Origin of the sequence: Metabacillus litoralis (assembly GCF_003667825.1) — a bacterium.
Taxonomy (GTDB): Bacteria; Bacillota; Bacilli; order Bacillales; family Bacillaceae; genus Metabacillus; species Metabacillus litoralis_B.
On record NZ_CP033043.1, the window covers coordinates 1143795 to 1164961 of the forward strand.

The 21167-nt window shown below is 35.6% G+C and carries 23 protein-coding genes; 17 read left to right on the top strand and 6 right to left on the bottom strand.

Annotated elements, in window-relative coordinates:
- Window positions 1–134 precede the first annotated feature (134 nt).
- Window positions 135–1007, bottom strand: coding sequence for a cupin domain-containing protein (locus D9842_RS05430; RefSeq protein ID WP_121661619.1), 873 nt, complete (start codon window positions 1005–1007; stop codon window positions 135–137).
- Between the two features lie 145 nt (window positions 1008–1152).
- Between D9842_RS05430 and D9842_RS25675 the strand changes: the two genes are divergently transcribed.
- From D9842_RS25675 to ilvD, 4 genes are all read left to right on the top strand, one after another.
- Window positions 1153–1290 (top strand): hypothetical protein, encoded by a 138-nt coding sequence (locus D9842_RS25675; RefSeq protein WP_162987312.1) that lies wholly within the window; start codon window positions 1153–1155, stop codon window positions 1288–1290.
- A gap of 3 nt (window positions 1291–1293) precedes the next feature.
- Window positions 1294–1545, top strand: coding sequence for a YnfE family protein (locus D9842_RS05435; RefSeq protein WP_121661620.1), 252 nt, complete (start codon window positions 1294–1296; stop codon window positions 1543–1545).
- Between the two features lie 138 nt (window positions 1546–1683).
- Window positions 1684–2652 carry an NAD(P)-dependent alcohol dehydrogenase gene (locus D9842_RS05440; protein WP_121661621.1) on the top strand — a complete coding sequence of 323 codons (969 nt, stop codon included), beginning with the start codon at window positions 1684–1686 and terminating at the stop codon, window positions 2650–2652.
- A gap of 207 nt (window positions 2653–2859) precedes the next feature.
- Complete coding sequence (gene ilvD / locus D9842_RS05445; RefSeq protein ID WP_098799789.1) at window positions 2860–4536, top strand: dihydroxy-acid dehydratase; 1677 nt, start codon at window positions 2860–2862, stop codon at window positions 4534–4536.
- Window positions 4537–4647: 111 nt separating this feature from the next.
- Here the strand turns inward: ilvD and D9842_RS05450 are convergent, their stop codons facing one another.
- Window positions 4648–5319 carry a cell wall hydrolase gene (locus D9842_RS05450; protein ID WP_121661622.1) on the bottom strand — a complete coding sequence of 224 codons (672 nt, stop codon included), beginning with the start codon at window positions 5317–5319 and terminating at the stop codon, window positions 4648–4650.
- 175 nt (window positions 5320–5494) lie between these two features.
- On the opposite strand from D9842_RS05450, the gene D9842_RS05455 reads away from it, so the two are divergent.
- From D9842_RS05455 to D9842_RS05475, 5 genes are all read left to right on the top strand, one after another.
- On the top strand, window positions 5495–6613 hold the full coding sequence (locus tag D9842_RS05455; RefSeq protein ID WP_121661623.1) for an amidohydrolase: 1119 nt from the start codon (window positions 5495–5497) through the stop codon (window positions 6611–6613).
- Between the two features lie 147 nt (window positions 6614–6760).
- Window positions 6761–7138 (top strand): SET domain-containing protein, encoded by a 378-nt coding sequence (locus tag D9842_RS05460; RefSeq protein ID WP_098799799.1) that lies wholly within the window; start codon window positions 6761–6763, stop codon window positions 7136–7138.
- 253 nt (window positions 7139–7391) lie between these two features.
- Complete coding sequence (locus D9842_RS05465) at window positions 7392–7613, top strand: YdbC family protein (protein ID WP_121661624.1); 222 nt, start codon at window positions 7392–7394, stop codon at window positions 7611–7613.
- A 139-nt stretch (window positions 7614–7752) separates the two neighbouring features.
- The gene (locus D9842_RS05470) at window positions 7753–8964 is read left to right on the top strand and encodes a multidrug effflux MFS transporter (protein ID WP_121661625.1); all 1212 of its coding nucleotides are present in this window, start codon (window positions 7753–7755) and stop codon (window positions 8962–8964) included.
- Window positions 8965–9042: 78 nt separating this feature from the next.
- Window positions 9043–9867: an aldo/keto reductase gene (locus tag D9842_RS05475; protein ID WP_121661626.1), complete on the top strand. Its 825-nt coding sequence runs from the start codon at window positions 9043–9045 to the stop codon at window positions 9865–9867.
- Between the two features lie 49 nt (window positions 9868–9916).
- On the opposite strand, the gene D9842_RS05480 is transcribed toward D9842_RS05475, so the two are convergent.
- Entirely contained in the window at window positions 9917–10243 is a 327-nt protein-coding gene (locus D9842_RS05480) for an MGMT family protein (RefSeq protein ID WP_121661627.1), read from the bottom strand.
- Window positions 10244–10418: 175 nt separating this feature from the next.
- Between D9842_RS05480 and D9842_RS05485 the strand changes: the two genes are divergently transcribed.
- Window positions 10419–11384: an aldolase catalytic domain-containing protein gene (locus tag D9842_RS05485; protein WP_121661628.1), complete on the top strand. Its 966-nt coding sequence runs from the start codon at window positions 10419–10421 to the stop codon at window positions 11382–11384.
- A gap of 66 nt (window positions 11385–11450) precedes the next feature.
- Here the strand turns inward: D9842_RS05485 and D9842_RS05490 are convergent, their stop codons facing one another.
- The 3 genes from D9842_RS05490 to D9842_RS05500 all read right to left on the bottom strand — a co-directional run bounded on the left by D9842_RS05490 (window position 11451) and on the right by D9842_RS05500 (window position 13880).
- Entirely contained in the window at window positions 11451–12497 is a 1047-nt protein-coding gene (locus D9842_RS05490) for an outer membrane protein assembly factor BamD (protein WP_121661629.1), read from the bottom strand.
- A 161-nt stretch (window positions 12498–12658) separates the two neighbouring features.
- On the bottom strand, window positions 12659–13141 hold the full coding sequence (locus D9842_RS05495) for a hypothetical protein (protein ID WP_121661630.1): 483 nt from the start codon (window positions 13139–13141) through the stop codon (window positions 12659–12661).
- 124 nt (window positions 13142–13265) lie between these two features.
- Window positions 13266–13880 carry a TetR/AcrR family transcriptional regulator gene (locus D9842_RS05500; protein ID WP_121661631.1) on the bottom strand — a complete coding sequence of 205 codons (615 nt, stop codon included), beginning with the start codon at window positions 13878–13880 and terminating at the stop codon, window positions 13266–13268.
- 108 nt (window positions 13881–13988) lie between these two features.
- Here D9842_RS05500 and D9842_RS05505 point away from each other — a divergent pair, with 108 nt between their 5' ends.
- The 7 genes from D9842_RS05505 to D9842_RS05535 all read left to right on the top strand — a co-directional run bounded on the left by D9842_RS05505 (window position 13989) and on the right by D9842_RS05535 (window position 21043).
- A complete protein-coding gene (locus tag D9842_RS05505; RefSeq protein WP_121661632.1) occupies window positions 13989–14999 on the top strand; it encodes a serine hydrolase domain-containing protein in 1011 nt (336 codons plus the stop codon).
- Between the two features lie 55 nt (window positions 15000–15054).
- Window positions 15055–16080: an alpha/beta fold hydrolase gene (locus tag D9842_RS05510; protein WP_162987313.1), complete on the top strand. Its 1026-nt coding sequence runs from the start codon at window positions 15055–15057 to the stop codon at window positions 16078–16080.
- Entirely contained in the window at window positions 16080–16889 is an 810-nt protein-coding gene (locus D9842_RS05515; RefSeq protein WP_121661634.1) for an MBL fold metallo-hydrolase, read from the top strand. Before D9842_RS05510 ends, D9842_RS05515 begins: the two co-directional genes overlap by 1 nt.
- A gap of 198 nt (window positions 16890–17087) precedes the next feature.
- Window positions 17088–17429, top strand: coding sequence for a metal-sensing transcriptional repressor (locus D9842_RS05520; protein WP_306821501.1), 342 nt, complete (start codon window positions 17088–17090; stop codon window positions 17427–17429).
- Between the two features lie 20 nt (window positions 17430–17449).
- Window positions 17450–17656: a copper chaperone CopZ gene (gene copZ / locus D9842_RS05525; RefSeq protein ID WP_121661635.1), complete on the top strand. Its 207-nt coding sequence runs from the start codon at window positions 17450–17452 to the stop codon at window positions 17654–17656.
- Between the two features lie 98 nt (window positions 17657–17754).
- The gene (locus D9842_RS05530; protein WP_121661636.1) at window positions 17755–20172 is read left to right on the top strand and encodes a heavy metal translocating P-type ATPase; all 2418 of its coding nucleotides are present in this window, start codon (window positions 17755–17757) and stop codon (window positions 20170–20172) included.
- 19 nt (window positions 20173–20191) lie between these two features.
- Window positions 20192–21043: a hypothetical protein gene (locus D9842_RS05535; protein ID WP_121661637.1), complete on the top strand. Its 852-nt coding sequence runs from the start codon at window positions 20192–20194 to the stop codon at window positions 21041–21043.
- Window positions 21044–21167 lie beyond the last annotated feature (124 nt).

Sequence of the window (21167 nt, forward strand, 5' to 3'; positions counted from 1 at the left end):
TTATTGTATCAAACCAGATTAAATCTATTATTAGCGAAAACTGGATTTTAATCACAAACCTATAAGAATAGAAAAAGGATGGGAAAAGAGGACATTATGATCTCAGTTTTCTCATCCTTTTATATGGATTGGATTTAGAAACTTCTGTTTTCTTCAGCTGCCATTGCTTCAGCTTTCGTTCTATGCACTGTACCGAACGGGTGCTCTGGTGGTGCGTAAATCGAGTAAAGCTTAAGCGGTTTGTTTCCCGTATTTGTGAGATTATGCCATTTTCCGGCTGGTATCATAATCGCAAAATCATCAGATACTTTTCTTACATAATCCAATCGATCTTTCCTGTCACCCATTTGTACAAGTCCTTGACCTTCTTCAATTCTCAAGAATTGATCAGTATTCGGATGAATTTCTAATCCAATGCTATCCCCAACATCAATACTCATTAACGTGACTTGAAGTTTGTTACCTGTCCATATTGCTGTACGAAATGTTTTGTTTTGTTTTGTGACCTTTTCAATATCAACGACAAACGGGTTTCTGCCATAATCTTTTCTCTGATTTGCACGGTCTTTAAGTAAATTCCGGAAAATTTGAGCATTTACTTCCTGAGTATTTGTTTTCAACCATAAGATATGCTGCATAATAGGATCTTGATTAAGTAAAGAATGATTTCGATTTTCGAAAGAACCTTCCGCTTCAAAAGCCTTTTCCAATCCTTCCTCGTAACTTAGAAAAGGAATTTCAACAATTTGATAAAGAGGCTTTGTTCCAGTAAGGTTTATATACAAATTGGTGAGTTGATTGGTTGTTGCTTTTTTTCCTTCTAACGCATAAAGAATATCATTTCTGTGGTTTTCATCTGTAGCTGATTTTGCCAGCCGCATATAAAGGTCAATTGTTGAGGCACCTTTTTTGATTTCATCTAAGAGAATCGACATTGCCTGATCATTGTAGTTATGATCATTTCTTGTTAAAAATCCAGAGTGGTAATAAGGATAAGGCTCATACATTTATCTCAATCCTTTCAATAATTTTACAACACTATCTTATGCCTATGTGTAAAGAGTGTACTTCGTTTTATTGTCCTAATTGATTTGTCTGGATGGATATTTTTAGTTCGTTACATACTAAAAATAAAATGAAAGGAGAATTATTATGAAAGAAACAAAACAAGCAAAAGAAGAGTATAGTTCAACGAATGAACACGAATTTTCAGAAGAGCTTTCCGATGGAGGAGAGCGAAACGAAATCATCACAATACAACAAAATGATGAATATTTAAAGGAGTCATAATAGATGGATGAGCTAAAGCACTATGTTCAAATCATTAAACAAAACCTTGAAACATTGAGTGCTCCAGATTATGAAGGAAAAGATGAGGAATTAATGAGGCAGCAAGAGGAATTAGAAAAAGTTGAACAGCATTTTTTATCAGAAATCAATTCATCTGAAAGCTTTGATCACATTGTAAACTCTGCAGTAAAGTGTGCCTCAAATGAAATATCGTTAGATGAGTTAGAAGATGAATACAATCTATTAACAAAATAACATCCTGCGGGGTGTTTTTTTGTCTAATTACTCAACTGAGTTTTGTAAATTTTTTTGTAATTGGTCTTTTCTGTACTTTCTTCCATATTTATTACTGAGCTAATATTACCACTGATATTCCAATGGGAGGAATACATTATGAAAGCAATTGTTCAGTACAAATACGGTTCACCAGAGGTTTTAAACCTAGAAGAAGTTGATAAACCCGCCCTTAATGACCATCAAGTTCTGGTGAAAATACATGCAGCTTCCGTAAATTTTGGGAATCTTGTCCTATTAAAAGGAAAACCGTATATCACTCGACTTTTTTATGGAGTATTAAAGCCCAAGCATCCAATTCCAGGTGGTGACATCGCAGGTTGTGTTGAAGCTGTGGGTTCAAAAGTAACTCAGTTTAAACCAGGAGATGAGGTATTTGGGGATTTATCCTCCTCTGGATGGGGAGCATTTGCCGAATATGTTTCAGCTCCGGAAAGCTCATTAGAACGAAAACCTGTAAATATGAGTTTTGAAGAAGCAGCTGCAGTTCCAATGGCAGCAGTAACTGCCCTGCAGGGATTGAGAGATAAAGGGAAAATAAATTCAGGGCAAAAGGTATTAATATATGGAGCCTCTGGTGGTGTAGGAACGTTTGCTGTGCAAATTGCTAAAGCATTTGGTGCTGAGGTAACGGGTGTGTGCAGTACGAGAAATATAGATATATTACGAACTATAGGTGCTGACTACATAATCGATTATAAAATAGAAGGTATTGATAAATACAGGGAGTATTTTGATCTGATCATCGGGGTAAACGGACATCAACCATTATCTGTTTATAAGCGAGCATTAAAACGTCATGGTATCTTTGTTCACGTTGGTGGGGCTGAATCTCAACTGTATCAAACAGTTTTACAGGGAGGCTGGATATCATTTACAGAAAAAAAGAAAATGAATGTTTTTTTGCAAAGAGCTAATCAAAAAGATCTGATATTTATAAAGGATTTAATAGAATCTGGTAAGGTAAAAGCAGTGATTGATCAGCAATTTGAATTAAGTGAAGTACCACAGGCCTTAACCTATTTTGCCGAAGGACACGCTCAGGGAAAAGTTATTATAACCATGTAAGGTATACGATTTATTTTTAAAATACAAAAATAATATTTAATAAAAAGTAATGGTTTAATTTACTGCAAAACTTCCATTCTTTGTCTCTTTTAAAAATAAATTAGTATAATAATTATTCAAATAAGAAGAAATATATTGATTATTTAGTCAATTAGAAGTAACCTATTACTATCATTCTTTAATTACGTCAGGAGAAGGGAGATTTGAATGATGGATTTACGTAGTAATATGATTAAAAAAGGATTTGATCGTGCACCGCATCGTAGCTTACTTCGTGCGGCAGGTGTAAAAGAAGAGGATTTTGATAAACCGTTTATCGCGGTTTGTAATTCATATATTGATATTGTACCTGGACACGTACATTTACAAGAATTCGGTAAAATTGTAAAAGAAGCAATACGTGAAGCGGGTGGAGTACCATTTGAGTTTAATACAATCGGTGTAGATGATGGAATTGCAATGGGACATATTGGAATGCGCTATTCCTTACCAAGCCGTGAAATTATTGCAGATTCTATTGAAACTGTTGTTTCAGCACACTGGTTCGATGGAATGGTTTGTATTCCAAACTGTGACAAAATCACACCAGGGATGATGATGGCAGCATTACGTCTTAATATCCCTACAGTATTTGTAAGTGGTGGCCCTATGAAGGCTGGTGTGACAAGTGATGGGAAAAAAATCTCACTTTCTTCTGTATTTGAAGGAGTAGGTGCCTATCAATCTGGTAAACTAGATGAAAAAGGTTTAACAGAGCTTGAGCAATTTGGCTGCCCAACATGCGGTTCTTGTTCAGGTATGTTTACAGCGAACTCCATGAACTGTTTAGCTGAAGCACTTGGATTAGCTCTTCCTGGTAACGGAACGATTTTAGCCGTTGCGCCTGAGCGTAGAGAGTTTGTAAAACGTTCTGCAAAACAATTAATGAATCTTATTAAAGACGATATTAAGCCTAGAGATATCGTAACAGAAAAAGCAATTGATAATGCTTTTGCACTTGATATGGCATTAGGTGGATCAACAAACACGGTTCTTCACACGTTAGCTTTAGCACATGAAGCGGAAATTGAATACCCAATTCAACGTATTAATGAAGTGGCAGCACGTGTTCCACATTTATCTAAGCTTGCTCCTGCATCAGATCACCATATTGAGGATTTACATGAAGCTGGTGGTGTATCTGCTGCATTGTATGAGCTTTCTAAGAAAGAAGGAGCTCTTCATCTTGATACTTTAACTGTTACGGGCAAAACCCTTGGGGAAAACATCGCTGGCTGTGAAATAAAAGATCATGAGGTGATCCGTCCTATTGACAATCCACATACTGAAAAAGGTGGACTTGCTGTTTTATTCGGAAACCTTGCTCCAGACGGTGCGATTATTAAAACAGGTGGTGTACAAAACGGAATTACTAGCCATGAAGGACCTGCAATTGTGTTTGAATCACAAGAAGAGGCAATCAATGGAATTGTAAATGGTAAAGTAAAAGAAGGACATGTAGTGATTATTCGTTACGAGGGACCAAAAGGTGGACCTGGTATGCCGGAAATGCTTTCTCCAACATCTATGATTGTTGGAATGGGACTTGGACCAAAAGTTGCACTTGTAACAGATGGTCGTTTCTCAGGAGCTTCTCGTGGATTATCGATCGGACATGCTTCACCTGAAGCGGCAGAAGGCGGTCCACTAGCATTCGTTGAAAATGGTGATCACATCGTAATTGATATTGAAAACCGTACAATGGATGTTCAAGTAGATGATGAAGAATGGGAAAAACGTAAAGGAAACTGGAAAGGCTTTGAACCAAAAGTGAAAAAAGGCTATCTAGCTCGTTATTCCAAACTTGTAACATCTGCTAGTACCGGCGGTATTATGAAAATCTAATATTCATTAAAAAGGGGTCCAGAATGATTTCATTCTGAACCCCTTTTCATCTATGTAAATGTTAGTGATTACTAACAGGAAGATCATTGAATAATTTATGTAAAATGAATATTACTTTTTAAATACATGTTGTCCAATTTGTACTGTTGTTTCTCTTGAATCAAGCCATCTACTTTCGGCAATATCCGGATTATAGAAGAATAAGGCATCCTTTGCTATAGCCCTCATATCAGATAGGGCAGCAAAAACAGCTTTTCTAGACTCTTCATCTGCTGGTCTATTAATCTGTCCATTTGCAACTGGCTGAAATTGATTACGTTGATAGATAACTTCTCTAACTGTATCAGGGAATTTTGGGCTGTCAACTCGATTTAACACAACACTAGCAACTGCTACTTTACCTTCAAACGATTCTGTTTGAGCCTCAGCTCGTACAATTCTTGCTAATAAATCTATTTCAGCTTCTGAAAGGCTAATCTTTTCAGAGCGATCATTTCCTCTGCTAACTTGAGTGGCATTATTTGTTTTATTTGAAAGTGTCTTTACACTTGTCTTATCCGAAGTATTAATAGTCTTATTAATATTTGTATGAATTTGTTGGCCAACATAAATTAAATCAATGTTTTTAACTTGCGGGTTTGCTTTTGCTAGTTGATCTAATGATAGTCCATTCTTACGTGCGATTTCCGACATCGTGTCACCTTTTTCAACCGTATGTGCAAAAGTAGGTGCAGCGACAAACAGAGTGGTCAGGAATGCTAGTAAAAAAAATAGTTTTTTCACAATTAGTCCTCCTAGTAAATATCATTTTTTGAACTCTTGTCTTACTCATACCTATGTCCAAAAAAAATTGAATAGTGTTACAATTTTATTACAGGAAGATTACAAGAGGCTGAAACACTGATATTTCATAGGTTATGCAGTCTTAATATAAATAAAAAAATAGAGGAAGAAATAAATGGAGAGAGAAAATCTAGAATTAGTTATAGAGTTACGTCATGAATTACATAAACATCCAGAGCTTTCTAACCATGAAGTATGGACAAAACAACATTTGATTTCGTTTCTAAAAAGTTATACAAATCTTGAAGTCGTTGACAAAGGAAAGTGGTTTTACGCAATATACCGAGTAGGACATGATCGAGAAAACATTGCATTTCGAGCAGACTTTGACGCACTTCCAATCGAAGAAACGATTGTCATTCCGCATGCCTCACAGGCACCCGCTGTATCTCACAAATGTGGTCATGACGGTCATTCAGCATCTTTAGCTGGATTAGCTCTTGAAATAGATCAAAAAGGAGCAGACAAAAATATCTTTTTCCTATTTCAACACGCTGAGGAAACTGGAGATGGAGCGGTAGAATGTGTTTCTTTTATAAAGGAGAACAACATCCAAGAGATCTATGCTTACCACAATATGAGTGGAATGGCTCATAATACGGTGAATGTTATAAACGGAACGGCTCACTGTGCGTCTAAAGGCATGACAATTTTTATGGAAGGAACTCCGGCACATGCTAGTCAGCCTGAAGATGGGATTAATCCTGCCTTTGCTATGGCAAAAATCATTGATACAATCGATGTCTTTACATCTGTCGAGCATAATAAAGGTATGGTTCTCTGTACTGTGGTGCATGTTAATATCGGTGAAAAGGCATTCGGGGTATCAGCAAGCAAAGGTGAGCTGCTTTTGACGATTCGTGCTCTGTATGAAGAAGACTTGGATAAACTGCAGCATAATCTTGAAGAACTAACATTATCGCTTGCAAAGCAATATGGACTAAAGGCGAGTTTTTCCTATAACGATGTTTTTCCTGAGACGGTTAATCATAAGGAGAGCTCAGATAAAATACGCGTTGCTTGTAAAAACAAAGGGATTAATCTTATTGAAATGAAGCAGGCGTTTCGTGCTTCTGAGGATTTCGGTCATTACTTAAAGGAAACGAAAGGGGCTATTTTCTATATCGGAAATGGCGAAGAATATCCACCTATTCATACTGTTGAATATGATTTCAGAGACGACGTGATAGAAACGGCGGTCGAGCTGTTTAAGGGATTAATTGAAATAAGTTAATTAAGGTTTGGAGAAGGATTTGATAAGAGAGAATGAAAAAGGAAGAGAAAGGACAAGATTTTGTTTAGAGTTAATTTAAAAAATGAGTAAATTACTTCAGTTAATGTTATAGTTAGAAAGACATTTTAAAAGAGAGTGGTGATGAACATGATTGAAATAAAAACATCTTCTCTCAGTGATGGAGAATTTAATAGAGGAGTATTTGCTAAAACTAATATCAAAAAAGGTGAGCTTTTACATGAGGCACCTGTCATTTCTTATCCAAATGATCAGCATCAACATATAGAAAAAACATTACTTGCTGATTATGCTTTTGAATATGGTATAAATCACACAGCTATCCTTCTAGGTTATGGAATGCTATTTAACCATTCATATGAACCTAATGCGATTTATGAGATTAATTTCGATAATCATACCTTTGATTTTTATGCTTATACTGATATACAAGCTGGAGATGAGATTTTAATAAACTATAATGGTGATGTTGATGATAAAGAGCCATTGTGGTTTGATAAGGAGTAATTTGTACGAATAGTCCTTTTTTGTTAATTGGTTATTGTAATATTCGTACACTTTTATTATGTGAACCAATCCATTAGAGGATTAGGTTCACTTTTTTTAGAGTTGACTAGGAAAGAGTGCCTGTCACCTCCCGTTTTTTCTTGTTTCACAGAGCCAAATAGAGATCTTTCTAAATGCAATGTTTTTCATTGTATTTATTTAGCATGAAAGTGGTATAATCTTCAAAGTAGATTAGACTTAGGAGATGACAAAAATGGCAAATATAAAATTTGACATTCAACAAAATTTAGGTATGATATCCGAAGGTGCGAAAGGGTGGAAGAAGGAATTTAATCTTATTAGCTGGAATGGCCGCGATCCCAAATATGATATACGTGATTGGGATGAACAACACGAAAAAATGGGGAAAGGCGTTACACTTTCTAAAGAAGAAGTCATTCAGCTTAGAGAGATCTTAAATGGAATAGAATTATAGTAAATAACACTTTAAGAACTAGTATGAATAAGATACAGGTTCTTAATTTTTGTTTTTACAGGAGAACACTTAGTATGTTGTCAAGAAGAAAATCACGACAAATATCGGGTGGTGACAGGCACCCGAAAGGAGAGACATCATGAATAATTTAACCGGTTCAAAACGTTTGCAACTGGGGTTGCTTTTAGGTTCTTTGGGGCTATTGGGTCCATTTACGATTGATATGTACTTACCGTCATTTCCTACGATTGTAGAGGATTATCATACAAATGCATCTCTTGTACAAATTAGCTTAACAACATGTTTATTAGGTTTAGGTCTAGGACAATTGGTTATTGGTCCGATGAGTGATGTACAAGGACGACGCAAACCCTTACTTATTTTCATTATTCTTTATTTACTTGCATCATTATCATGTGCAATATCACCAAATATTTATATTTTCATAGCTTCAAGATTTATTCAAGGCTTTGCGGCTGCAGGAGGTCTCGTTATTTCACGAGCGGTTGTCCGGGATCTTTATAGTGGGAAAGAATTAACTAAGTTTTTTGCTCTATTAATGTTAGTAGGTAATCTAGGTCCAATCGTTGCACCGATTGTTGGTGGAGGGATTTTAGCCTTTACAAACTGGACGGGTGTATTTTTTGTTTTAGCATGTGTAGGATTCATTTTATTCTTAACTGTATCATGGAAACTTGAAGAAACATTACCGGAGGAAAAACGTGTTCCAAGTAATTTTAAACAGATTGTCAAAAACTTTGGCTCTCTACTAAAGGATCGCCAATTCGCAGGCTATGCTCTTACACAAGGGTTTATCATCGCCGGTATTTTTGCCTATGTATCTGGTATTCCTTTTGTCTATCAAAATATATATGGCGTCACTCCACAGCAGTTTAGCTTTTTATTTGGAGTTAATGGAATTGCTTTGATCATCGGAAGTCAGTCAGTAGGACGATTAAACGATATGATCTCTGAAAAAACGTTTTTAAAGATTGGATTAATTTTATCTAACACAGCAGGTGCACTTTTACTAATAGCACTGCTTTTAAAAGCGCCAATCATAGCAGTTGCCATTCCTATTTTCTTTTTAGTTGCTTCTATCGGGATTATTTCCACAACATCATTCGCACTAGCAATGGATACACAAGGGCATATAGCAGGTAGTGCTTCAGCGCTTCTTGGACTTTTACCATTTGTCCTTGGTTCGTTAACAGCGCCGTTAGTTGGTATTGCTGGAGAATACAATGCTATTCCAATGGGAATTGTCACTTTTTCTGCAAGCTTTTTAGCTTTCTTATCTTATTTTGGATTAGTTAGAAAAGCACCGGTAAAAGTTCAAACTGCAAAGTAAGGGATATTCTTTTGATTCTTCCTAAAAATTTAGTATAGTTAGATTGACGGTTAAACTAACATATAGGAGTGATGGTAGATGGATTTCGTTACATTAAATAATGGATTAAAAATGCCACAGCTAGGATACGGTGTTTGGCAGGTTGCAGATGATCAAGCAACAGCTGCTGTAGCAAATGCTCTTGAAGTTGGTTATAGATCGATCGACACAGCCATGATTTACAAGAATGAAGCTGGTGTTGGAAAAGCAATTAAAGATTCACCTATCCCACGCGAAGAATTGTTTATCACAACAAAGGTTTGGAATAGTGATCAAGGGTACGACAATACTTTACGTGCTTTTGATGAAAGTTTAGAGAGATTGGGCCTTGATTATGTAGACCTTTATTTAATTCATTGGCCAACTCCGCAATTTGATCAGTATGTTGATACATATAAAGCATTAGAAAAGCTTTACCATGAGGGTCGAGTAAAGGCTATTGGTGTATGTAATTTTGAAATTGAACACTTACAGCGTCTACTAGATGAATGTGAAGTTGTGCCAGTTTTAAATCAAATCGAGTGTCATCCATACCTTGCTCAAAATGAGATAAAAGAATTTTGTGCAAAACATAATATTTTTGTAGAAGCTTGGAGTCCACTTGAACAGGGTGGAGATGTGTTAAAAGATGAAGTAATAGTTAAAATTGCTGAATCTCACAGTAAAACTCCAGCACAAGTTGTTTTACGTTGGCATTTACAAAATAATTCAATTGTTATTCCTAAATCAGTTACACCATCAAGAATTGAAGAAAACTTCAACGTGTTTGATTTTGAACTTACATCAGACGAAATGAATTCAATTCATGAACTGAACAAAAACCGTCGTAAAGGTAAGCATCCAAACGAGATGCATATTCGATAAAACATAACCTTAAAAGCCCATTCCTTTATACTTGGAATGGGCCTTACTATTATAGAAAATTACCAACATCTTCTTCCATAGGACGAAACTGATAGTTAACCAAATCAATTTGCCTTTCAAAAATAACCCCTTCATTCTCAAGAAGTAGCTTTTGTGAGTAAAAAGCTTCCTCATCCTTAAAACCAATTTCCCCTTTTGCATTAACAACACGATGCCAAGGAAGTTGATGTTTTTCGCTCATAGAATGAAGAATCCGTACAACTTGCCTAGCTGCTCTGGGGCTCCCAGCTAACCGTGCAATTTGTCCATATGTCATGACTTTTCCTTTAGGTATATTTTTTATAATAAGGATCGTTCTTTTGGTAAAGGGACGCATAAAATTTCTCCTTAAAAGATAAAGACTAACCTCATACTAATGGTAACATTAATTTAAACCTAAGAAGCATAAAGGAGTTATTTTCACAATATTTATAATAGTTTTGCGAAATAAGTTGACACCAACTAAGCAATGTGTCAAATTAATAGATATTCTACATAATCAGGAGGAAGCAATGACTACAGAAAAACACACTCATATAATTGACTGTACAATCCGTGATGGTGGACTCGTAAATAATTGGGATTTCAGTGTGGAGTTCGTTCAAGACTTATATAACGGCTTAAGTGAAGCTGGTGTTGAATATATGGAAATTGGCTATAAAAATTCCCCGAAGCTTTTAAAAGCAAGCGAGCCAAATCCGTGGAGATTCCTTGATGACAAATTTTTAAAAGAAGTGATTCCTCAGAAAAAATTCACAAAGCTTTCAGCACTTGTTGATATCGGAAGAGTAGATCCGAATGATGTGTTACCACGAGAAGAAAGTGTATTAGACATGATTCGTGTTGCTTGCTACATTCGTGAAGTGGACAAGGGGTTGGAGCTTGTTCAAATGTTCCATGATTTAGGATATGAAACTGCTCTTAATATTATGGCTTTATCAAGTGTTCCCGAGAATCAATTAATTGAAGCATTTGACATGATCAAAGATAGCCCGGTTGATGTTGTATATATTGTAGATTCTTTTGGTAGCCTAGATCCTTTTGATATCGAACATCAAGTAAAGAAATTTAAGTCTATGCTTCCTAATAAACAGTTTGGTATTCATACTCACAACAATATGCAGCTTGCTTTTGCAAATACTTTAACAGCCATGAGAAATGGAGTAAGCTACCTAGATTCTTCTGTGTTCGGTATGGGACGTGCAGCAGGAAATTGCCATACGGAATTACTTGTAACACATGTTAAAAAATCAAGCTATGAACTAAAACCGGTTCTAGGTGTTATTGAAAAGCACATGGTTGAAATGCGTCAGAAGTGGGAATGGGGCTACATTATCCCTTACATGATATCCGGTGCTCTTAATGAGCATCCACGTGTAGCTATGGCTTATCGTGATAGTGAAGATCGTGATAAATTCGTCGAGTTCTACGACAAAGTAACGTCACCTGAAGCTTCAGTTGCTCCAGCCAAAAAGTAAAAGCCTATAGAAATTTGGGCTTCATAAAAAAATGCTAAGCACGTCAAAAGTGCTTAGCATTTTTTATTAATAAGCTGAAGAGCTAAATGACTCAATAATGTGTGTAACAATACTGCCATACTTACTTTGTTCACTTGCTGGATACGTCATTATGATCGTATTTGCTACTTCATTTCCAAAGAAAAACTTTTTGTACGTAATTAGCCCATTTTGTTCATAAGAAAGAACATACCAGTTGGCTGTTAGTCTTTTATAAGCTATGTTAACTGGAATAGAGTTCAAATCTTCATTATAGTAAGTTTCAATTGTTTCGTTTTCACTTATAATATTCGTATGGTTACCATAGGCAGTAACTTCAAAATCTTCGCTATAAAACCTTACGCCATCTCCATTGGTTGGGGGAGGGGCCATCATTAAGTTGCTTGGTACTTTTAAGGAAAATCCATAGCGTTCATTTGTATAATGCTGATAGGAAATAGATTTTTGCTTTGATTCTTTTTTCTTTTCTTTCTCCCTTTCTTTCTCTTTTTCTTTTTCATCATTAGTACTGTTACTAAGTTGTTCATTTTCATCTGCTTCACTTGTAGCAAGTTCAATTTGTTTTATCAATTCATTCACTTTAGATTCATAGACGTTAAGTATTTCATTAGAGGAAATAGTAGCTTGTAAATGTTGTAACTCTTTTTCAGCTTCACTCATATTGTTTTTCTTCAATAATTCGTTAATAAAGGTTATTTTCTCCTCAACTGAAGAGGTTTGGTTATTCTCTTCCATTATTTGTTTTCTTAGTGTTTCAGCTTCATCCTGAACGGTTTTTAAACCATTTTGTTCATTTATGACAACATCTAGCGACTTAATAGCAGACTCATAATCTTTTTCCTTATAAGCCTGTTTAGCTCGTTCCATATTTGTTGCTTGATCAAAGTAGCTTGCTGCGTCTCGATCACCTTCTTTTTCATTTAAGGCAAGCTCAAAGTAAATGGCAGCCTGATGGTAATTTTTTTGCCCAAGCTCCTTCATCCCTTGATCGATAGCATGCTGATAATTTTCGTTAGAACACGAAGTAAGAAAAGTAATAAGAGCAAGTAATACGATTAAACTTTGTAGTTTCATGTTTTCCATTCCTTTAGTAAATTTATTCTCATATTATATCAGAAATTTTTTTACTTAATGGTAGAATTTGGTTTTTGGTGCCTGTCACCACCCGATTTTTCTTGTTTCATCGACTTTTGTTTCACAGAAAAACCCCCTGATTGTACAGGAGGTTTTTCATTTCAGGATGAAGTTTTACTTTCACTCTCTTTATCATTTTTGTCACTTTTAAATAAATTTTTAGAAACAACATTTAATTTGTTTAAAAACCGATTAAACCCAAATCCAACAAAAAATGCAATACTGATTTGAGCAAGTGGTGCATCTTTGTAGTCAATAAATTCAACTAAAAATAAACCACTTTGAATAAGTGTAACAGCGATAACAGCTGTGCCTGTAGCAAATATTGGATAAAAAATATACATAATCCATTCTCGATAGTCGGTTAATCCATCTTTCATATAGTGAGAGCAAAACATATAAAGATGTCTTAGTGAACCACCAATTGCTCCCGCAAAGAAATAATATAAAAAAATCTCTATATCAGAAATGATTGGAAACCATTTTTCTAAAATACCAGTCCACAACGCACCTACTGCCAGAAAGCTTCCAAAAAACAAGAAGGAAAGATAAGTCAGAATCAGCGTCTTTAGCCACCACTTCACACCGCTCACCCCTCTGTTCTAATACGTTATCTTATGAGGGAATGGGCGAGTGGTGCATGTACGTCGAGTAACAGGCACCACCCGATTTTTCTTGTTTCACATTATGTTCCATCATTATTTTGTTTTACTCTTGTTTTACCTTTACCATGTCCAAAAAGAAGTCAATATGCTGATCCAACCGTCTTTCTACTTCAGTGGTGTCCTTACCATCAAACTTTAGGATGTTATATTCAGCTAGAAGAGAAAAGGCTGGATATTGGTATTCAACTGCAAGTAACCTTGGGTCTACCGGCTTAATCCTATTCATTTCGATCAATTTTTTAAAGACAATTTCAAGGAAATCAATTGTTGATTGAAAGAAATCGTTTAGGATGATGTCCCGAGCCATTGGTTCACGGAATTGCTCAACTTGTAGAACTCTCCACATTTTCTGGGCATGAACATTTTCCATATATGTTTTAAAATTTCTGTGTCCTGCCTTAAAAAAAGCATCTGTAGTTGAATTGTTTAAAATCTCATCCAATGCTTCAAGAGGAGGCATTGTTTTTGAAAAATCTGTACGAAAATGAGTAAGGATGGATTCAAGAATTTGCTCCTTATTTTTAAAATGATTATAAAGAGAGCTTTCCTTTATACCGACAGTTCTTGTTATTTCTCTTATTGATACAGCACTATAGCCTTTTTGTGAAAAAAGATCTAACGCCGTTTCAAATATTTTATCCTTTGTGTTTTTAGTCATTTTACACACCCTTAAAATTAGTTGGAAAAAAATGTTGCAACATTTCAAGCTAAACCATATAATGACATTGTACACTAACGTTCGTTAGTTTTCAATGGAGGGATAAATATGCTTTCAATTCAATCATATATGAACAAGCGTCCTAAATTTTCTGGTGTTATTTCGATCTCAAAGGGTAATGAAATAATCTATGAAGGGGCATTCGGACTATCAAACAAAGAAAAGGAGATTGAGAACAGGATCCATACAAAATATCCAGTGGGGTCCATGTTAAGCAAACCATTAACAGCCGTTGCAACATTTCAGCTGATCGAAAAAGGGAAATTGTCTATCCATCAGCCAATCGATGAGTTCTTTCCTTTCTATAAAAACAAGGGTATTACTATTCATCATTTATTAAACCATACATCAGGAATTCCAAACTTACTCATGTTAAGAAAGCAGTTAAAATGGGATCAAGATTACACTCAGAAACAAATACTTGAGACACTTCAGCAACATAAATTAAATTTCTTACCAGGTCAAAAAATCACATATAACAACACTGGATTTTTTATGTTAGGACTCATCATTGAGAAAGTTACTGAATTGAACTACCACGAATATATTAGAAAATACATTTTTAAGCCAGCAAACATGAAACAAACGGGCTTTCTACATGAAGAGATAGAAGACGTGGCAACCAATTATATAAATCAAATGTCAGGACCATATGTGAGTCCATCACTTTTATTTGCTTGTGGTGATGCTGTCTCAACCATAGAAGATGTTCATTTGTTTCACGAAGCCCTTAAATCGGAACTCCTTTTAACTAATAACTCTATAGAACAAATGCAAACACCAACTTATGAAGGAAAATTTATTACAATGGGCTATAGCTGGTTCATCAAACAACTCTTTGGTAAGAAAAGTGTTTCACATGGAGGTTCACACCCAGGTGGATATACAACACATGTTGAAAGATATCTAGATGACGATATTACGATTGTCATTTTAAGTAATGATATGACATCCCATAAAAAGCTTACGATGAAAGAGCTTGGAGGAACACTTATTAGTAGAGAAATAGCATCCATATTATTTAATCAAAAACTGCGTCATTGGCAGAAATTTTTTTGAATCGTCAACTAACAAACGTTAGTTTTTGGCGTCGAAAGCAAAGGAGGCAAGTACTGTGTTTCAACAACTAAAAGGTGGATATGTTAAACCCTATAGAAATTCTGATAAGAACAATGTTACAAAATTAGAAAAACGAACGTTGGGTAATGTAACGCAATGGATTACAATCCGTGGAAAACATAAAGACCTACCAATCTTACTTTTTTTACATGGAGGACCAGGAAGCCCACAAACAGGAGCACAAATGTACTATAATGCTGATCTGGAAGATGACTTTCTTGTTGTAAATTGGGATCAAAGAGGATCAGGGAAATCTTATTCTCCCGAGGTAACACCTGAGAGTATGAATGTAGAACAATTGCTTTCAGATTGCTATGAGCTCGTCAAATATCTAACTAAACAATTTCGACAAAAGAAAGTATTCCTTATGGGACATTCTGTCGGAGCGGTGCTTGGATTATTATTTGTACAAAATTTTCCTGAGTTAGTAGAGGCCTATGTAGGAATAAACCAGCCAGTGAAACGTGATGAGGAAGAAATAAGATCGTACCAATTTGCTTTAAGCATGGCTAAAGCAAAGAATCATAAAAAAGCCATTTTGCAATTAGAACGAATTGGTTCTCCAAAGAACGGTTTCTATCATTCAGTAGATGATTTAGTCACGCAACGAACATGGCTGACAAAATTTAATGGTGTTACGTATAAATTAAAAGCTGCTTCTGTTAATATTCACTACATTTTAAGTTCTCATTTAACTTTGAAAGAAAAGCTCTCGTTTATGAAAGGATTTGGTTTTTCATCAACACATCTTTGGGATGAATTAACTAAAATCAACTTTTTTCATCTTGTTTCAGAGGTGAATGTTCCTGTTTATTTTATTGCAGGAAAACATGACAGAATTGTGTTTAGTGATCGATTAAAGGAATATTATGACTTTCTAAAAGCACCAAAAAAGGAAATATACTTTTTTGAGGAATCAGGACATTATGCATGTTTTGAAGAAGCAAATAAATTTAATCTCATTATGAAAGAAGTGAAAAATAATCACCTGATTAAACTAAATAAAATGGAGGTTATTTAATGAGAGCACACTATATATGTAAAGCATGCGGAGTACAGCATGAAGCTACACATCAACCACCAGGTATATGTAAGATTTGTAGTGACGAACGACAATACGTTCCATTAACTGGACAAAAGTGGACAACATTAGAGGAGCTAAAGCAAGAAGGCTTTCATAACGAATTTGTGGAAATAGAGCCAGGTTTATGGAGTATTCGCACATATCCGCAAGTAGGTATTGGTCAAAAAGCATATTTGATTAGGACTGATGAAGGAAATATACTTTGGGATTGTATTACTTATTTAGATGAGAAAACAATTAACAAAATAAACGAACTTGGTGGATTACGAGGGATTGCCATTTCTCACCCTCATTATTATAGTACGATCATTGAATGGGGGAATGCATTTCAATGTCCAATCTATATCCATGAAAAAGATCTTGATTGGGTAACTAGAACTTGTTCGCTCATTCATTTCTGGAACGGGGATAGCCTTGAATTAACCAAACATATTTCTCTCATCCATGTAGGAGGACATTTTGAAGGTAGTTCCGTTTTGCTATGGACACTTGGTTCGAATAAAAAAGGTACATTACTCGTAGGTGATAGCATCTATATTGTACCTGATCAAGGGTGGGTGAGCTTTATTTATAGTGCACCAAATCATATACCGTTGTCTGCTAGGGTGGTAAATAATATTAAAATGAGCCTAGAAAACTATGATTTTGAAGCTATTTATGGTGCTTTTGATCACAAGATCGTGAAAGACGGCAAGAATTCATTTATAAAATCTGCTGATCGATATATTCATTTTTTAAATAGCTAAAAAACAGATCGTTTGAATTGGCGATTTTCAACAACTACAATATATATGAATGAAGAACAGGCCTCTATATGACCCCATGACACTCACTATGAGGGCTCTAAAATGCACCTCTTTAAAAAAAATGAATAATTTACCAACAAAGTACTTTACATAGGGTAGGGGGGTATGGTAGATTATATTCATAAGGAGGTTATGTTAATGTGTGAAGAACAAAATGAGATGTTAGAGGTTGAAGTTTGTTGCTCCGGACAACATTCTGAAAGGGAAAGCCATCATTCAGAAAAAGTAAAAAAAACGCTTATTACTAGGTTGAACAGAATTGAAGGACAAATTCGAGGTATTAAAGGATTAGTTGAAAAGGATACTTATTGTGATGATGTGATTACCCAAATCTCAGCTGTTCAGTCCGCATTAAATAGCTTTTCCAAAGTATTATTAGAAAATCATTTGAAAAGTTGTGTAACAGAAAGAATTAGAGCAGGAGATTTTGAAATTGTTGATGAATTGCTTGTAACCATTCAACGATTAATGAAAAAATAATAATAGAGGAGAGAAAAAATATGCAAAAAATCATCTTAACAGTTAATGGAATGTCTTGTGGACACTGCGTGAATTCTATAGAAGGAAATGTTGGAAAATTAAATGGTGTTTCACAGGTGAAAGTTCATTTAAATGAAGGAAAAGTTGAATTAGAATTTAATCCAGAAGTTGTTTCATTAGACACAATAAAGGAAACAATTGATGATCAAGGATACGATGTAGTATAAGAAAAAACTAAATAAAGACGGTGAAACGTGCTTTTATCATTGCACGTTTCCTTTTGAAAGTAAATATACCGCTGTAGGGTATATAGGAGGACGACGATATGACGCAGGAAATAAAAGAAGCTGTTCTGCCAATTACAGGTATGACCTGTGCTTCATGTGCAGTTCGAATTGAAAAAGGACTAAAAAAAGTAGAGGGTGTAGAAGAAGCCAACGTAAATTTCGCTCTTGAAAGAACATCGATCAAATACAACCCTAATGTTGTTAGAATAGAAGACTTTAAAAAGAAAATAAATGACCTGGGCTACGAGGTAGTTGAGGAAAAAGTGGATTTAGCTATTATCGGTATGACTTGTGCTGCTTGTGCAACCAGGATTGAAAAAGGCTTAAACAAAATTGAGGGTGTAACAAATGCAACCGTCAACTTAGCGTTAGAAAGCGCAACAGTCGCCTATAATCCTTCACAAACCGGAACAAAGGAAATGATTGAAAAGATTGAAAAACTTGGATATCAGGCGAGTGAAAAAGGTGAGCAAAAGGAAGATGTTGCAGATCTAAAAGCGAAGGAAATTGAAACTCAACAAGGAAAGTTTTTCTTTTCCCTTATCTTATCCATTCCCCTTCTTTGGGCAATGGTCAGCCACTTTAGCTTTACATCATTTATTTATTTACCTGATATGTTTATGAATCCATGGGTACAGCTAGCCTTAGCAACACCTGTTCAATTTATCGTAGGAAAACAGTTTTACGTAGGAGCTTATAAAGCATTAAGAAATAAAAGTGCCAACATGGACGTTCTTGTTGCACTAGGAACATCAGCTGCTTATTTTTATAGTTTATATTTATCGATCGTTTCAATCGGAAGTGAAGCACATATGATCGAGCTTTATTATGAAACAAGCGCAGTCTTAATTACATTGATTATTTTAGGTAAGTTGTTTGAAGTTCGTGCAAAAGGGCGTTCATCTGAAGCGATCAAAAAGCTAATGGGTCTTCAAGCGAAAACAGCGACTGTTTTCCGTAATGGAGTGGAACAAGAGGTTGTACTAGAAGACGTGGTAGTTGGTGACATTCTGTATGTTAAGCCTGGTGAAAAAGTTCCAGTTGACGGAGAAATTATCGAAGGACGTTCGGCACTAGACGAATCAATGCTAACTGGTGAGAGTGTTCCAGTTGATAAAACAGTTGGTGACTCTGTCATCGGAGCAACTCTTAACAAAAATGGATTTTTAAAAGTGAAAGCAACGAAGGTCGGTCGTGACACAGCACTTTCACAAATTATTAAAGTGGTGGAAGAGGCTCAAGGTTCGAAAGCACCAATTCAACGTTTAGCAGATCAAATCTCAGGTATTTTTGTCCCAATCGTTGTAGCAATTGCCTTTCTCACATTTTTTGTTTGGTTTATCTGGATTACACCTGGAGACTTTGCCGAAGCCCTTGAAAAATTAATTGCCGTGCTAGTTATTGCTTGTCCTTGTGCACTTGGATTGGCAACACCAACATCAATCATGGCTGGATCAGGTAGAGCAGCAGAGATCGGTGTTTTATTTAAAGGTGGAGAGCACTTGGAAATGACTCACAGATTAACGACTATACTTTTAGATAAAACAGGAACGGTTACAAATGGAGCACCAATTTTAACTGATGTTTTAGTTGAGAAACATGTCAATGAAGAGGAATTTTTACAACTAGTTGGAACGGCTGAAAAGCAATCTGAACACCCACTTGCTGAGGCGATTGTAACTGGAATTAAGGAAAAGAATATTGAACTGTCTGATGTTGAAGAATTTGAGGCGATACCAGGCTACGGTATAAAAGCAAAAGTAAACAATCAAACTATATTAGCTGGTACGAGAAAATTAATGAAAAAATATAATATAAACATTAAACAGGCTCTACCAACTATGGAGAATCTTGAAGAAAGCGGTAAAACGGCGATGCTGATTGCCATTAACAATCAATATGCCGGTTTAGTAGCTGTTGCTGATACAATTAAACCTACCTCAAAAGAAGCAGTAAAACGTCTAAAAGAAATGGGCTTAGAAGTTGTCATGATAACTGGTGATAACGAACGAACAGCGAAAGCAATTGCAACTGAAGCCGGAATTGATTCTGTTGTAGCAGAGGTGCTGCCGGAAGGAAAAGCGGAAGAAGTGAAAAAACTGCAGAAGGAAGGAAGAATCGTTGCAATGGTCGGCGATGGGATCAATGACGCACCAGCACTGGCGATTGCTGATATAGGAATGGCCATTGGAACAGGTACAGATGTTGCAATGGAAGCAGCGGACATTACACTTATTCGTGGAGATTTAAATAGCATTGCTGATGCTATCTTTATGAGTAAAAAAACAATCAGAAATATTAAACAAAATCTATTCTGGGCATTTGCTTATAATTCACTCGGTATACCAATAGCAGCATTAGGCTTCCTTGCTCCATGGTTAGCAGGAGCAGCAATGGCATTCAGCTCAGTATCAGTTGTTTTAAATGCGCTACGCCTACAAAGAGTAAAACTATAGTGATAAGGAGAACCAAAAAATGAAAAAATGGATCCTTTCAGCAGTCATTTATCTAGGTATTGTAATTATTGGCTACTATATATATGATTCGGTGTTTTTAGAGGAAACGAAAGTTGATACACATGCTGAAGAACATAAAACAGAAGAAACAACTGAACATAATACCCATGCTACAACGGAAAATGAACATTCGGAATCAGAGCATGAACATGGAGCTAACACAGAAACAGAAAGTGAAGTTAAAGTAACCATTAAAGAAGTTGAGGATAAAATGGTTTTAAACTTAAAAGATCTTACAGGTAAGCCTGTAACAAACTTAGAAGTAAATCATGAAAAGCTTCTACATTTAATCGTTGTTGATGAGCATTTAGATCAGTATTACCATCTCCACCCTGAGGAAACTGCACCAGGTCAATTTGAAGTGAAAAATGAACTGGAAGAAGGAACATACAAGGCATTTGTCGATATAAAACCGAAAAATTTAGATTATCAAGTTCAACCAATTTCCATTAAAGTAGGAAATCCTGTTGAAGATGAACATCATCATGGTTCATTAACAGTTGATCCACTACTTGAAAAGACAGTTGAAGACAACAAAGTGTCACTGTCAACAACACCATTAGTGATAAATGAGCCAGTTACATTAACATTTGATGTTCATGGTGCAAATTTAGAAACCTACCTCGGCGCACTGGGGCATGTTGTTATCTTGGATGAAGAAGCACAACAATACTTGCATGTTCATCCACTTGAAGGAGACACACCGGTGTTTGAAACACAGTTTACTAATCCTGGAATATATAAAATATGGGCTGAGTTTCAAATGAATGGTGAGGTGAAGATCTTTCCATTTGTTGTAGAAATAAAATAATATGAGAATATAAAAGACTGTTCAGTCGTATAGGATTGAGCAGTTTTTTTATCGGAAATTTAGAGGTTTAAAGTGATTAGTAATAGAATGATATAATCATCAAACTTTAAAGTGTAGTTCAATT